Below are 14104 nucleotides of genomic sequence, written 5' to 3'. Positions count from 1 at the left end.
ACCATTTTACGTCAATCTCCATGACTGAACAGTTCACTGGCATCTGCTGCCGAAACCGCACGTGCCTCTTCTGGAGTGGAAGTCATGAAAAACGTCCTGGCCGGATTTCTGGCCGTCCTGCTGACCGGTACAAGCGCTATCGCTGCCGATCTTTATCAAGCCGAGCCCGCACCGGCCTATGTCGAGGCCCCGGAAGTCGAGATCACCCAGGCAAGCGGCTGGTATCTGCGCGGCGACGTCGGTTATTCCTTCAACAAGCTGCGCGGCGCCCATTATTATCAGGGCGGCCCCGGCGGCTACCTCGCGGATTTTGATACCGCGACGATCAAGGACAGCTATGTCATTGGCGCCGGTGTCGGTTATCAGTTCAACAACTATTTCCGCAGTGACGTGACCTTTGACTATATGGGTAAGTCGGATTTCCGCGGCTCCACGAGCGGTTTCTGCGGTTCCGTTCCCGGTCGCTGCGTCTCGGAGGACCTTAGCTCGGTTCGCGCCTATACTCTGATGGCGAATGCCTATGTCGATCTGGGCACCTATGGCCGTGTCACGCCTTATGTCGGTGGCGGTATCGGCGGTTCCTACGTCAAGTGGGACAAGCTGCGCAACACATCCTGCAGCGTCAATGGCCTGGGCTGCGACCCGACCACGGAACATGGCGGCAAGGGCAAGTGGCGTTTCGCCTACGCTCTGATGGCCGGCGCATCCATCGACGTCACCTGTAACCTGAAGGCCGATATCGGCTATCGTTTCCGCCACATCAACAAGGGCGATATGTTCGCTTATGAGAATGGCGGCGGTCCGGGTCGGGACAAGGGCCTTTATTCGCATGAAGTGCGCGTCGGCGGCCGTTATGTCTTCAACGGCTGCGATACCGCGCAATACATGCCGCCCGCCGATATTCCGCTGCAGCCTGCCGTTTATAAATAAACGTCACGCCCCGCTGGTAGTTTCAGACCGTCCGCATCCTTCGGGTGCGGGCGGTTTTGTTTTACCGGCATCTGACACGGGGCATGACGCATATGGACCAAAATTCTTCTGCGTAGCGACATATTCCGCTTGACTGGGATCGGCGAGAGGAATAGCAACGGCGTCAGGACACTCCACCCTAACGTGGAGCGCCTATCTGGAAGGGTAGTCAAATGACAGATATCGTGAAGCCGGACGTCCGTCCGGGCAATACGCATTTTTCCTCTGGTCCCTGCTCGAAGCGTCCCGGTTGGTCGCTAGATGCTCTCTCCGATGCGCCGCTCGGTCGCTCGCATCGCGCCAAGGTTGGCAAAGCCAAGCTGAAGCAGGCCATCGATCTCACCCGTGAAGTTCTGAACGTTCCTGCCGATTATCGCATCGGTATCGTTCCCGCATCCGACACCGGCGCCGTTGAAATGGCGCTCTGGTCGCTGCTCGGTGAACGCGGCGTCGATATGCTCGCCTGGGAAAGCTTCGGCGCCGGCTGGGTCACTGACGTCGTCAAGCAGCTGAAGCTGAAGGACGTCCGCAAATTCGAGGCCGATTACGGCCTGCTGCCGAACCTTTCCGAAGTCGATTTCGACCGCGACGTGGTTTTCACCTGGAACGGCACCACCTCCGGCGTTCGCGTTCCCAATGCCGATTTCATCCCGGCTGACCGCAAGGGTTTGACCATCTGTGACGCCACGTCGGCGGCCTTCGCACAGGACATGGATTTTACAAAACTCGACGTCGTCACCTTCTCCTGGCAGAAGGTGCTGGGCGGTGAGGGCGGCCATGGCGTCATCATTCTTTCGCCACGCGCTGTCGAGCGTCTGCTGAGCTACGCACCGGCTTGGCCTCTGCCGAAAATCTTCCGCATGGTTTCCGGCGGCAAGCTGATCGAAGGCATCTTCACCGGCGAAACCATCAACACGCCGTCCATGCTCTGCGTTGAAGATTACATCGACGCGCTGCTGTGGGCGAAGAATCTCGGTGGCCTCAAGGCGCTGATCGGCCGTGCCGATGCCAATGCCAAGGTCATTTACGACTTCATCGAAAAGAACGACTGGATCGCCAACCTGGCCGTCAAGCCGGAAACCCGCTCCAACACCTCCGTCTGCCTGAAGATCGTCGATCCCGAGGTGCAGGCGCTGGATGCTGCCGCACAGGCCGATTTCGCCAAGGGCGTCGTCGCCCTGCTCGAGAAGGAAAATGTCGCCCTCGATATCGGCGCTTACCGTGACGCCCCGTCCGGTCTGCGCATCTGGGCCGGCGCCACCATCGAGACGGCGGATATGGAAGCCGTCATGCCCTGGCTTGCCTGGGCCTACCAGACGCAGAAGGCAGCACTTTCCAAGGCTGCCGCCTGATTTTGATACCGGCCCTGCGCTGATGCGGGGCCGCATATTCCCCGCTTTCAAAACTGCACCGCTTTCAAGGAGCCCGTGAACCATGGCACCTCGCGTACTCGTATCCGACGAACTGTCGGAAACCGCCGTCCAGATCTTCCGCGATCGTGGCGTCGAAGTTGATTTCCAGCCGAAGCTCGGCAAGGACAAGGACAAGCTTGCCGAAATCATCGGTAACTACGATGGTCTCGCCATCCGCTCCGCCACCAAGGCAACGGAAAAGCTGATCGAGGCTGCGACCAACCTCAAGGTCATCGGCCGCGCCGGCATCGGTGTGGACAATGTCGATATCCCGGCCGCCTCGCGCCGCGGCATCATCGTCATGAACACGCCCTTCGGCAACTCCATCACCACAGCCGAACATGCGATTGCGCTGATGTTCGCCGTCGCCCGCCAGCTTCCGGCCGCAGACAGCTCCACGCAGGCCGGCAAGTGGGAAAAGTCGAAATTCATGGGTGTCGAAATCACCGGCAAGACGCTCGGCGTCATCGGCGCCGGCAACATCGGCTCCATCGTCTGCTCGCGAGCCCTGGGCTTGAAGATGCATGTTCTGGCCTACGACCCCTTCCTCTCGCCGGAGCGCGCGCAGGAAATGGGCGTCACCAAGGTTGAGCTGGACGAGCTGCTGGCCCAGGCCGATTTCATCACCCTGCATGTGCCGATGACCGACAAGACGCGCGGCATCCTCGATGCCGAAAACCTTGCCAAGACCAAGAAGGGCGTTCGTATCGTCAACTGCGCCCGTGGCGGTCTGGTGGATGAAGCGGCCCTTGCCGAAGCCATCAAGTCCGGCCATGTCGCCGGCGCCGGTTTCGACGTGTTCGAAGTCGAGCCCGCCACCGAGAGCCCGCTTTTCGGCCTGCCGAACGTCGTCTGCACGCCGCATCTCGGTGCTTCGACCACGGAAGCGCAGGAAAACGTTGCCCTTCAGGTTGCCGAGCAGATGTCGGATTACCTCGTTAAGGGTGCGGTTTCCAACGCCATCAACATGCCGTCGATCACGGCTGAGGAAGCGCCGCGCCTGAAGCCCTTCATCCGCCTGGCGGATGTTCTCGGCTCTTTCGTCGGTCAGGTGCAGGAAAGCGCCACCAAGGAAATCGAAATCCTTTATGACGGCGCAACCGCCAGCATGAACACCAAGGCATTGACCAGCGCCCTGCTGGCCGGCCTGATCCGCAGCCAGGTTGCGGATGTGAACATGGTTTCGGCCCCGGTCATGATCAAGGAAAAGGGGATCATCCTCTCCGAGGTCAAGCGCGACAAGACCGGCGTTTACGACGGCTACATCAAGCTGACGGTCAAGACGGAAAACCAGATCCGCTCGGTTGCCGGCACGGTGTTCTCGGATGGCAAGCCGCGCTTCATCCAGATCAAGAACATCAACATGGATGCCGATGTTGGGTCGCACATGATCTACATCACCAACACCGACGTTCCTGGCATGATCGGCTTCATGGGCACCACGCTCGGCGAAGCTGGCGTCAACATCGCCAACTTCCAGCTCGGCCGTGAAAAGGAAGGTGGCGACGCCATCGCGCTGCTTTATGTCGACGGCCCGGTTTCCGAAGCGGTGCTGGACAAGCTGCGCGCCAACCCGGCGATCCGCCAGGTGAAGCCGCTGACCTTCAACGTCGACTGATCTTATCGTTCCTCCCAAGGGGACAATAAGGCCCGGCGCAGGGGAGACCCTGTGCCGGGTTTTTCGTTTTTCCAGTGTCTGTTTTGTCGCAAAATACGGGCGACTATCGCATTGGTTGCATATCACAAAAAATTTAAGCCAAGTGCTCTAAAAATGATGATCATGAGTTGCTATATCGCCTGCTGACATGCCGCTCATGGGAGGGCGGCCAACAGGAGATAACGATGTTTGCTGCCTTTCGGCGCTTCAAGGGTTTGTTCGCAGTCGCCGCGCTTGGTATCGCGGTGTCTTTCGTGGCGGTTGATATGGCAGAAGCGCGTCGCGCCAGCGGCGGTTTCGGCAGCCGCGGCACGCGTACCTATTCCGCTCCGCCTTCGACCAGCACCGCGCCCGGCCAGACCGCGCCGATCAACCGCAGCATGACGCCTAACACCAATCAGGCAGCGCCGAACGCTGCTCAGCCGGCTCGTCCGGGCGCGCAGGCGCCACAGCAGAGCCGCGGCCTGTTCGGCGGCATGATGGGTGGTTTGATGGGCGGCCTCTTGATGGGCGGTCTGTTCGGCATGCTGCTGGGTGGCGGTTTTGGCGGCATGGCCGGTTTCTTCGGCATGCTGTTGCAGGTGGCGCTGATCGGTCTTCTGGTCATGCTTGCCATGCGTTTCTTTGCCTCGCGTCGTCAGGGCCAGCCCGCTTATGGCTCGGCCGGCGGGTCTCAGCGCACGGATCATTCCGGTTCTTCCTATAATGGCGCTTCGCAGGCGGGTTCTGCCGCATCCTCGTTCAAGATTCCGAAGATCGGCGCGCTGGCCGGCACTGCGGGCGGTGTGGCCGCCGCTGCCGCAACGGCAAAGCCTGCGCCTCATGCCCCCGCGCCTTATGCCAATGCCATGTCGGAAGGCGATGAAATCGGCATTACCCAGGGCGATCTCGAAACTTTCCAGAAAATGCTGGAAGACGTGCAGGCCGCCTATGCCGCCGAGGATTATGGCACATTGCGCAAGCTGACGACGCCGGAAGCCATGTCTTACCTCGCAGAAGAACTGAGCGACAACGCCACGAGCGGCGTGAAAAACGACGTGCGCGATGTGACGCTGCTACAGGGCGACGTTGCCGAAGCATGGCACGAAGAGGGCCAGGACTATGCAACGGTGGCGATGCGTTACTCCGCCATCGACGTGATGCGCGACCGCACCTCCGGCAAGGTAATCGAAGGTGACGAGCACCAGCCTTCTGAAGCGGTGGAAATGTGGACCTTCGTTCGCCGCCCCGGAAACGACAACTGGCAGGTGGCCGCTATTCAGGCCGCTGCCTGACGAATCGAAGCGTGTTTAACAGATAAAGGCCCGGCGGTTTGGTGACCGCCGGGCCTTTGCTCGTCTCGCTTCCGGAAAGCATGGTCACGCCGACGCTCGCTCAGCTAAAGGGACAGCAAGATGCGGTCAAAAAACGACTGATAAATCTAACGGGTGATATCTCCCCCGCTCATCGGCGGTGAATTCCGCTTCGCCCTGCTATGCAAGGCTTTGAGCCCTGCTTGTCGCGGCATGTTGCCCGCGCATGGCTCATCCGCTTCACGGAATTGCCTTTTTTTATTCATCCGGCATTCAGTCCCTGCATCCTAACCAGAATGCATACACGTCAATGTGACTTTTCGCGCCGGTTCTAAACCGCTTTGGAAAGGGAACCTCAGGCGCAAAACAGCGTTGACAATCCAATCCCCGGCCCCTCCCAAGCCGGGCTGGGTGGCCGGGCAATGCAGGCCCTGCGAGAACGGAGAGCTATCGCGATGAAACGCTTTGACCTGATCGACGGGATGCGTGGTTACTTCCTCGTCTTCATGCTGATCAACCATCTGGTGTTTGCCGGCGGCTTCTGGCTGGTGGAAATCAATCACCGGCAGTTTGCCTTTGTCGAGGACGCCCAGGGCTTTGTGTTCCTGTCCGGCCTGCTGATCGGCATGGTCTATGCGCGCAAGATGATGAAATACGGCTATGACGCCGGCAAGCAGATGATCTGGAACCGGGCGCTGGAACTCTATCGTTACGCGATGGGTCTCATCATCGCCGTGCTGTTCTTCCGCATGGTCATCCCGCATGCACCTTACATCTGGTACAACTGGCTTGGCATGACGTCGTTCGACGATCCGCTGCGACTGGCGGCGATCGCGACATTTCTGTTCCAGCCGACCTTCATGGATATTCTGCCGCAATATATCGTCTACATGATCTTTGCGCCGGTGCTGGTGAAGCTCTGCCTCGACGGTAAGTGGGCCTATGTTATGGCCGGCTCCCTGCTGGTCTGGATGGCCGGCCAGCTTGGCCTCCAGCAGATCGTCACAACCCCGCTCAACGAACTCGTGAAGGGTGCGGACGAGCAGGGCATTCGCGTCAGCTTCAACCTGCTCGGCTGGCAGCTCGTATTCTATTCGGCGCTGGTGATGGGCGCGATGACGGCGCAGAACCGCATTCCGTGGAAGGCGATCTTCTCGCCTCAGCATACGTGGCTGCCGAAGGCGGCACTCGTCATCTGCCTGTTCTTCATGCCGCTGCGCATCGCCACCGCCTGGGGCCTGATGCCGGAATTCATGATGGGCAAATTTTCCACCATGGAAATCCGCGCCGATTTCGGCCCGGTCTATCTCATCAACTTCCTCGCCGTCGGCATTGGCCTGACCTGGCTGGTGATAGCAGGCCCGAAGCACCACCGTCCGCTCGTGCGCTCCCTCGCCGAGGGCGTCATCTGGGTGCTGTCGCTGAAGTTCCTGCAATTGCTCGGCCGCCATTCGCTACAGGTCTATGTCTGGCACGTGGCGATCGTTTATGGCGTCTATTATCTGGATGGCCGCACGGCGGAGCTGTCGCAGCTCAACAAGACGCTGATCGCCTTCACGGCTATCGGATTGCTGGCTCTGCCAGCCCTGTGGCGGGAGCGTGACAAGTGGTTCGGCAGCAGCGGCCAGAAGACGGCTGGCGCCTGACGGCCGGTTCAAGCCTGAATCTGGCGGCTTTGCGGGGCGGTTTTCCGCCCCGTACTTGCGTGCGCGGCCATTCCTTTCTATATGCAGCCCTTAAATCCGCAGGATGACGAGACAGGACGGCCCGATTGATGGCCAAGGTTTCTCGCGGCGGATGACCGACAGGCGGCGGGGCCTTTACCCCCGTTATGACTGACGATGGGAAAAAACGTGAATACGCTCGATTTTAACAAGAGGCCGGAAGATACCCGGATCGTTGTCGCCATGTCCGGTGGCGTCGATTCTTCGGTGGTGGCCGGTATCCTCAAGCGCGAGGGTTATGATGTCCTCGGCATTACCCTCCAGCTCTATGACCACGGTGCTGCCGTGCACCGCGCGGGCTCCTGTTGCGCGGGGCAGGATATAGACGATGCGCGCCGGGTCTGCGAAACGCTCGGCATTCCCCACTATGTGCTGGATTACGAAGCGCGGTTCCGCGAAACCGTCATCAACCCCTTTGCCGAAGCCTATGCGATGGGTGAAACGCCGATCCCCTGCGTGGCCTGCAACCAGACGGTAAAGTTCGCGGATCTGCTCGCCACGGCGCAGGAACTGGGCGCCGATGCGCTGGCGACCGGCCATTACATTCGTTCGCGTCCCAATCCCGTTTCCGGTCAACCGGGGCGGCGTGCGCTTTATCGGCCGATCGACAGCGACCGCGACCAGAGCTGGTTCCTGTTCGCAACGACGCAGGAACAGATCGACTATCTGCGCTTTCCGCTCGGCGGCCTTTCCAAGGCCGAGACGCGCGCTCTGGCGGAAGATATGGGGCTTGTCGTGGCCAAGAAGGCCGACAGCCAGGACATCTGTTTCGTGCCGCTGGGCAAATATACCGATATCATTAACAAGCTGAAGCCGAATGCGGCATTGGCGGGCGATATCGTCCATCTCGACGGCCGCGTGCTCGGCCGCCACGATGGCATCGTGCACTATACGATCGGCCAGCGCCGCGGCATTGGTGTCGCGACCGGGGAGCCGCTTTATGTCGTGCATCTCGATGCGCGCGGCCGCCGGGTCATCGTTGGCCCGCGCGAAGCACTGGAAACCCGCCGGGTCTATCTGCGTGACATGAACTGGCTGGGTGACGGCGAGCTGGCGAACGATGCCGGGCAGGGCTTTGCCTGTTTCGCCAAGGTGCGCTCCACCCGCCCGCCGACGGAAGCGATGCTGCATGCGGACGAAAACGGTATCTATGTGGACCTGATGACGGGGGAAGCGGGTGTCGCTCCCGGTCAGGCCTGTGTGCTTTATTCCGCGCCTGGTGCGGATGCCCGCGTTTACGGCGGTGGTTTCATCGAACGGTCGGAACGCTCGGCGGAAGCCGAGGCGTCGCTGAAGGCGCTTCTGGAAAAGCCGGTTGCCGCCTGAAACCATTCGCTTTTTGCAGCGATGCGGAAAGCGAATTTTTTGCGCATGTTGCGCTTGACACTTTGGGGAGCGGCACCTTATAAGCCGCTCATCCTGATGGAACGGCCGGTCACATGACTGTCACGTTTCCCCTGTGGCGGGGTAGCTCAGGTGGTTAGAGCAGCGGAATCATAATCCGCGTGTCGGGGGTTCAAGTCCCTCTCCCGCTACCACTTTCCTTCATATGAAAAATCCAGATCGCACTGTACCCTGTAGCGCGTTTTCGGAATTTTGACACGAGAAATCGGAATTTCGCCCGTTTCTGATTGGGGTGTCAAATTGGCTATCTGTGCTTTTTCCGGCATCAGAATTTTCATTGCGAGTTGTTCTCTGCTAGCGTCGTTGCCAACGCGGCTACAAAGGGAGAACGACAGAATGAACTTGAGAAAACGGTCATTAAATTCGGTATCGGGCAAGACACTTGTTCTTGGATTGCTGGTCAGCTGCACCGCCTTGTCGAGTGCCATGGCTCTCGACCATGACCAGAAGCAAACAGCACAAGGGCTAGCCAAGATTGTATCGAGCGCGCCTTCTTGTGGGTTCGAAATCGATACACCCGCGCTTGAAGCGTACTACGCGAAGTCGGGTTTGGATACGCCCGAAGGTCTCGCTTACTTTAGCAACATGATGACCATATTCAGCGGAAACAGCAGCGATAAAAGCGCCTGCGCGCTAACAAAGACGACAGCTAGATCCATCGGCATTCTGCAAGACTAGTCGTTCCCGCCGAACATCGGCTTCAGGTGGATCGCATCGCTCGGCTTATAGGTCCACCGCCATTTATCAGATATGGCCTTTGCCAACCGCGCCGCGATCTCTTTGCGGGCCGGCTCTGAATACAGGGTGAGCTTGTCGGCAAAGGTCTTTGCGAGATCGTCAGGCACGGCCGTCAACTCAGCAGCCAGGAAGGCTTCCACATCGCTTTTCTCGACCTTCTTATCGTTCTCATAGAAGGTGTAGGTGTGACCGAGATAGCGAGTGACGACGGCGGAGACTTCCTTTGTAGCAGTCGGCTCTCGCCGGCGTCTAACACCCTTTCCCCCAAATCCGTTTCGGAAGGTCCTCGGCACCACCGCCAGAGCAACTGCGATAGCTTTCTCGATGTCGTCGTCCGCTGCGGGGTCCACAGGTCTCTCCTTAAAGTCTCAACGCGGTTTTGAAGCCGCGTTGAGGATGTTTTGAGGAGGGTTTATTGACCCCTCAAATCGGCTTTCTTGAGGCGTCAAAAGTCTGCCGCTTGTTCCCGCCCCGGAAGAAAACCGTATCCAGCAAGGTGGTCGACGGCGCGGGCAATCAACTCCACGCCCATTGGAGCAAGGCTTCGACGCCATAGGTCGGCGGCCGTATCGCTCTTACGGACGAAACACCAATCCTGAAACACGACATCGCCCGCGTCCATCTCATCGGTGAGATGATATACCGAACCGCCCGTGATGCTTTCGCCGGCGCTTATGGCGTCCTCGACGGCGCGAGACCCCCGGTAAAGGGGAAGAAGCGACGGGTGATACCCGATGCACCATGCCGCTTGCGCTCGCAGTGTAGGCGGAACAAATGCAAAGGAGCCCGCTGTTATCAACAGGTCGATACCTTCCGGTAGGTTGAAATCCCGCAAGCCACGGCCACCGTAAGCGAATGTCTCGATGCCAGCGCGTTCGGCCGCTGCGGCAAGCCTGTCCTCACTGTTAGGAGCGGCGACGATCCGCACCGTGGCCGCCCCTCCGATCGCGTTCAAAACCTGCTCTCCGATCCACTTCTGACCAATCAACGCTATGCGCATTCCCGCACCTCTATCCCTTCAATGTATCTGAAACCCTGCACGGCGCGGAAATGGCCGCCGTATCCCGATTTGGTCGATGTCCCCCGGCCGAGTTCTTTTTCGGTCGCGCCCTTCGGGCCGCCGTAAAGAACGCCGGAAACCTGCGTCCAAAGTGGGTCGCGTCGAAGGGCCGCCGCCAAGCCCGGATGAGAGGTGTGGAACAGAACCGGCATGGGCTTGCGATAGCGGTTTTCGCCGCGTCGCCATGCGGCGCAAACCATGTTCAAAAAGCGGGTGCCAACACCCGCCCCTTGCCACTCCGGCATGACGACGAGGCGGCATGCGCGCGCCTCTACAAGACCCGGCCGTGTCGATACCGCCAAGTGCGCCACCGGCTCCTCGTTGACGAATGCCACATAACAATCGGCGGCGATCATCAGGGGCATTTTCAGATAGTGATGTGGCTCAAAATATCGCCACCATCGCCAGTCGGTTTTTCTGATTTCCACGGTGATCGGCGGGCGTCGTCGAAGATACCTCCCGGTGAAAGCACCTGTCGCGGTATCAAAGACCCAATCCGGGTCAAGCCAGTCGATGATGTCATAATGGCAGGAGAGCAGCGCGGCCCGGCCTCCAGTTCGCCGCCATGCCTTACCGAAGGCCAGTGCACCCACTCGGGCAATCTGCCGATCGACAACGGAGGTGAATTCGTCAATCACGATCTCTGCCGGCCGGTCGCAGACGATACGAGCCAGATCGGCTCGGAAGCGTTCTCCGTTCGATAAAACATGCCACGGCCGCAACCAGCTCGGCACAGAACCGAGGCCGACTGCCGATAGTGCGGCCGTGGCGTTGTCGAACGATCCCGCAGCATCGATGACGTCGATAATCGGCTTGTCGGCCGGCCACTCGATCGAAGCGGTTTTGTCGGTCCCGAAGAGATGACGGCCGAGGGTTGACTTTCCCGAACCGGAAGGGCCAACCACAAGACCGAGCCGCCAATCCGTGCCCTCGATCGGTAGGTCTACGGAGAGTTCAAAGCGGCTGCCATCGTCAACATTGAACAGGCTCCGGACGCGAGCGGCCCGGTAGCTGTCGAAGTCTTCGCAGGTGTTGATGAGATCAAGTTTCACGTCACCACCACCTTAATCTTGCAATTGCGGATGGCGGAGAGGGCATCGTAAAGCTTGACCTGATCGTCTTCGCTCTCGCAAACGAGGATGACGCCCCACTGCGGCTTGTAGCTGTATTTGTTTTTACCGGGTGAAGATTTTGGAAGTGGTGGAAGGTCTGTCGTTTGAGGCATGAGGCCGCTCCTTAGATCGCCGCTCCGGGCGGTCGGTTAAGGGCTCTGCTGGCCTCAAGTGATTGATGGTGCCGCAACGGCGGCACTTGATTTCGATATCGTTGGAAATGGCTCCCTGTCCAGCCCTAAAAAGAAGGGCTGAACAGGAGCCACAACGAATGTTTTGCATATCAAAAAGCTCACGAGTCAGTCACAAGGAACCCGCCCTGCAGGGTACGGGTGCGACGGTTATCGTGTGGTGTCGTCGGACGGGTTAGGTCGCCAAACTTTGGCCCGTCGCTTGGGTGTTTCCGCACCCGAGCCATCCGGTCAGAACCGACCGGACCTATTTACTACGATGCCGCGCCCGCTTCGGGCCAGACAATGGCATCAACGATCGCATTCGCCGCTTCAGCGCTGGCGGCGTCGTCAACGTCCTTCTTCGTGTTCATGCGGATTTTCTCGATACCAGCGCCGATCACGGCCCATGCCGCATCCATTGCAAGCACGATGGTCGCGATCTCCTTGACCGTCTCGCCATCCACACCGAGGGAGGCGGCAAGCATCGTGTAATCGTCTGCGCTCGGTTCTTCTTCGAGGATCGCGCGCTTGGCCTCTTCGACCTTGCGCTGATAGGTCATGGCCTGTCCTTCACCCGGGGTGATGTACCGTTTGCGCTCGGCCTCGGCCAAGGCATCAACACGGGCCTTCAATTTGGCCTTGATTTCGGTGAGCGGGGTTTCTTCGGCCGGGGGCGGCGCGACAATTGCATCATCCTTGATGGTGTAGCCGAACCCGGAAATGAGCATCAGCCACTGAGCATGGCTGATTTCGAGCACGTCGAGGTTTCCCGGTGGCGGGCTGTCGATTGAATCGTAAAACCCGGTGATCTGCCCCTCGGCATCAAACGCTGCGTATTTCTGTCCCATGGCGGTGTCCTTCAGTACCCGATCGCGATCCAGTTGACGCCAAGCCCGTTCTGACCTTCCCAGCTCTTCGACGTGGCGTTCCATCGAAGCGTGTAAATTCTGACCTGCGAGGCGGTCCATGTTGAGTTTTGCGGTGCGGACACGTCGGGAATACCCGCGCCCCAGTTCGCATCGCCGGCGTTCCCCTGGCTGGCCACGCACGTCAAAATCCCGGTTGGGAAAGCGATCGGGAAAGTGATGGTTTGAGCGGGGTTGGAGGTTGTGACGTAGGTACCCCATTGCAGGATGAAGCCGGATGGGAGCTTCTGATAGCCAATCCCGCTCTTCACCATCGGGAAATCGGTCACCCCCAAAGCGCGTAGCCGCCATGCAGCGCCGGTCCAGATGAACTCCCGGATTGTGCCCGCCTGTAGCTCTCCGGCGATCAGGGCGGCACCAAGCGTAGACACCACCGAAACCGCACCAAGACCCACGTTCAGCGTCACGGCCCCGGTGTTGGTCGTTGCGATCTTCAGGCGAATGGTCATGCCTTCCGTCAAGGCGGCCGGCACGGGCGACAAAACGGCGGTCAGCGCATTCGCTGTGCCGCCTGCAACGGCGTAGGTCCATTTGCCAGATTGCGCATCGAGCGCCAGCTTTTCGACATAGGTGCCGGCGATGCGCTCAAACACGCGACCGTCCGGCAGGCTGATGCCGTGTCCGTCAGGCGGCGTCAGGTATGACCATGCAGACCCTGTCCACTGCGCAATCTCGCCCACATGGGTTGCCCAGATGCCGGTCGCGCCGGTCGGGATCAGATAGGTGTCGCCCGCCGAGGGCGCACCTGGGGCGCTGGAGAGCGTCATGGAGATGACGGACAGCCAGCGACGGCTGCGGCTGTCTGCCGACAGGCCATGTATCTGCAACGCTTGCCAGAGCTGCGTCCAGTCGCCTTCACTCGGGGCGAGGCCCGCTTCGGTGATGACCTTCAGGATTTCTTCCTGAACCATGTTGAGAAAGAGCGCGGTCACCTCTGTGCCGGCAGCGCCGGCCACGAGGTTCTCATCGCGAAAGCCGCGACGACCGCCGCCGATATCGATTGTGTCAGCGCCGTTGATGCGATCCATCAGGCTTCTCCGTACTTGAAAACGAGTTGGGTGTGGGCGGGCTTGTAGCGCCGCAGAACGCATTCGATGGCCGAGATTTCGAATGAGCCGAGGCGATGGCCGGCGCGGCTCGCGCCTGCCCGGAAGTTCGTCACGGTCACGAGGCCGGGAATATTGACGCGCCAGACGAATTGCGAGCCTTCCGGCCGCAATGGCTGTCCGGCGCGAAGAACACCGGCTCGGCTCGGCCAGAACTCTTCAACGGTGACGGTCACGCCGAGCGCTGCCGCAATCGACACGAAATAAGGGATCGACTGCCCGCCTCGGGCCGTCCAGCGCTGGAAGGCGAGCTGGCGGCGCTGGTGAACCGTCAGGCCGTCATTGTCACGCCCGCAGGGATCGGGACCAAGGCAGTGCTCGAAATCCGAAAGAAGCTTGTCAGCCAGACGCGGGTCCGTTTCGTTCATCATCGCCTCGGCCGCTATCTCGGCGTCGGCAATGGCCTCGGAGATCGCGCGGAGGATCACGCCCATGACGCCGCCGCGATAGCGGAGCGCCCAGCCGATCGGCAGTTTCGAAAACAGGCTTTGAAGGATCGTTGAAGAAGTCCTGGACATGCTTCAAAGCCCC

At 59.9% G+C, this 14104-nt stretch carries 15 protein-coding genes and 1 tRNA gene; 7 read left to right on the top strand and 9 right to left on the bottom strand.

What is annotated here, in order from left to right; genetic code table 11:
* The first annotated feature begins 84 nt into the window (after window positions 1-84).
* The 7 genes from ACQZ5K_RS12780 to ACQZ5K_RS12750 all read left to right on the top strand — a co-directional run bounded on the left by ACQZ5K_RS12780 (window position 85) and on the right by ACQZ5K_RS12750 (window position 8592).
* Window positions 85-930 carry an outer membrane protein gene (locus ACQZ5K_RS12780; protein ID WP_020810670.1) on the top strand — a complete coding sequence of 282 codons (846 nt, stop codon included), beginning with the start codon at window positions 85-87 and terminating at the stop codon, window positions 928-930.
* Between the two features lie 212 nt (window positions 931-1142).
* Window positions 1143-2321 carry a phosphoserine transaminase gene (locus tag ACQZ5K_RS12775; protein ID WP_448740517.1) on the top strand — a complete coding sequence of 393 codons (1179 nt, stop codon included), beginning with the start codon at window positions 1143-1145 and terminating at the stop codon, window positions 2319-2321.
* Between the two features lie 82 nt (window positions 2322-2403).
* Window positions 2404-3999 (top strand): phosphoglycerate dehydrogenase, encoded by a 1596-nt coding sequence (serA, locus tag ACQZ5K_RS12770; RefSeq protein WP_448740516.1) that lies wholly within the window; start codon window positions 2404-2406, stop codon window positions 3997-3999.
* A 224-nt stretch (window positions 4000-4223) separates the two neighbouring features.
* Window positions 4224-5312 carry a Tim44 domain-containing protein gene (locus ACQZ5K_RS12765; protein WP_448740515.1) on the top strand — a complete coding sequence of 363 codons (1089 nt, stop codon included), beginning with the start codon at window positions 4224-4226 and terminating at the stop codon, window positions 5310-5312.
* A gap of 473 nt (window positions 5313-5785) precedes the next feature.
* On the top strand, window positions 5786-6976 hold the full coding sequence (locus tag ACQZ5K_RS12760; RefSeq protein ID WP_448740514.1) for an OpgC family protein: 1191 nt from the start codon (window positions 5786-5788) through the stop codon (window positions 6974-6976).
* A gap of 207 nt (window positions 6977-7183) precedes the next feature.
* Window positions 7184-8380, top strand: a complete 1197-nt coding sequence (gene mnmA, locus ACQZ5K_RS12755) for a tRNA 2-thiouridine(34) synthase MnmA (protein ID WP_448740513.1) — start codon at window positions 7184-7186, stop codon at window positions 8378-8380.
* Between the two features lie 135 nt (window positions 8381-8515).
* Window positions 8516-8592: transfer RNA gene (locus ACQZ5K_RS12750), tRNA-Met, on the top strand.
* Here the strand turns inward: ACQZ5K_RS12750 and ACQZ5K_RS12745 are convergent.
* From ACQZ5K_RS12745 to ACQZ5K_RS12705, 9 genes are all read right to left on the bottom strand, one after another.
* Window positions 8587-8886, bottom strand: a complete 300-nt coding sequence (locus ACQZ5K_RS12745; RefSeq protein ID WP_448740512.1) for a hypothetical protein — start codon at window positions 8884-8886, stop codon at window positions 8587-8589. The two genes, ACQZ5K_RS12750 and ACQZ5K_RS12745, sit on opposite strands and share 6 nt — an antisense overlap.
* A gap of 246 nt (window positions 8887-9132) precedes the next feature.
* On the bottom strand, window positions 9133-9546 hold the full coding sequence (locus tag ACQZ5K_RS12740) for a hypothetical protein (RefSeq protein WP_448740511.1): 414 nt from the start codon (window positions 9544-9546) through the stop codon (window positions 9133-9135).
* Window positions 9547-9641: 95 nt separating this feature from the next.
* On the bottom strand, window positions 9642-10196 hold the full coding sequence (locus ACQZ5K_RS12735; protein ID WP_448740510.1) for a formyltransferase family protein: 555 nt from the start codon (window positions 10194-10196) through the stop codon (window positions 9642-9644).
* Entirely contained in the window at window positions 10187-11308 is a 1122-nt protein-coding gene (locus ACQZ5K_RS12730) for a GNAT family N-acetyltransferase (RefSeq protein ID WP_448740509.1), read from the bottom strand. Before ACQZ5K_RS12730 ends, ACQZ5K_RS12735 begins: the two co-directional genes overlap by 10 nt.
* Complete coding sequence (locus ACQZ5K_RS12725; protein WP_448740601.1) at window positions 11305-11481, bottom strand: hypothetical protein; 177 nt, start codon at window positions 11479-11481, stop codon at window positions 11305-11307. The genes ACQZ5K_RS12730 and ACQZ5K_RS12725 overlap by 4 nt, the downstream gene beginning before the upstream one ends.
* The gene (locus tag ACQZ5K_RS12720) at window positions 11432-11650 is read right to left on the bottom strand and encodes a Com family DNA-binding transcriptional regulator (protein ID WP_448740508.1); all 219 of its coding nucleotides are present in this window, start codon (window positions 11648-11650) and stop codon (window positions 11432-11434) included. The genes ACQZ5K_RS12725 and ACQZ5K_RS12720 overlap by 50 nt, the downstream gene beginning before the upstream one ends.
* Before the next feature lie 163 nt (window positions 11651-11813).
* Window positions 11814-12389 carry a hypothetical protein gene (locus ACQZ5K_RS12715; RefSeq protein WP_448740507.1) on the bottom strand — a complete coding sequence of 192 codons (576 nt, stop codon included), beginning with the start codon at window positions 12387-12389 and terminating at the stop codon, window positions 11814-11816.
* An 11-nt stretch (window positions 12390-12400) separates the two neighbouring features.
* The gene (locus ACQZ5K_RS12710; protein WP_448740506.1) at window positions 12401-13495 is read right to left on the bottom strand and encodes a gp53-like domain-containing protein; all 1095 of its coding nucleotides are present in this window, start codon (window positions 13493-13495) and stop codon (window positions 12401-12403) included.
* On the bottom strand, window positions 13495-14091 hold the full coding sequence (locus ACQZ5K_RS12705; RefSeq protein WP_448740505.1) for a YmfQ family protein: 597 nt from the start codon (window positions 14089-14091) through the stop codon (window positions 13495-13497). Before ACQZ5K_RS12705 ends, ACQZ5K_RS12710 begins: the two co-directional genes overlap by 1 nt.
* Window positions 14092-14104: the final 13 nt, after the last annotated feature.

Source organism: Agrobacterium sp. 22-226-1 (assembly GCF_053522345.1).
The sequence above is the reverse complement of the archived record's forward strand: the minus strand, read 5'-3'. Positions and strand labels throughout refer to the sequence as shown.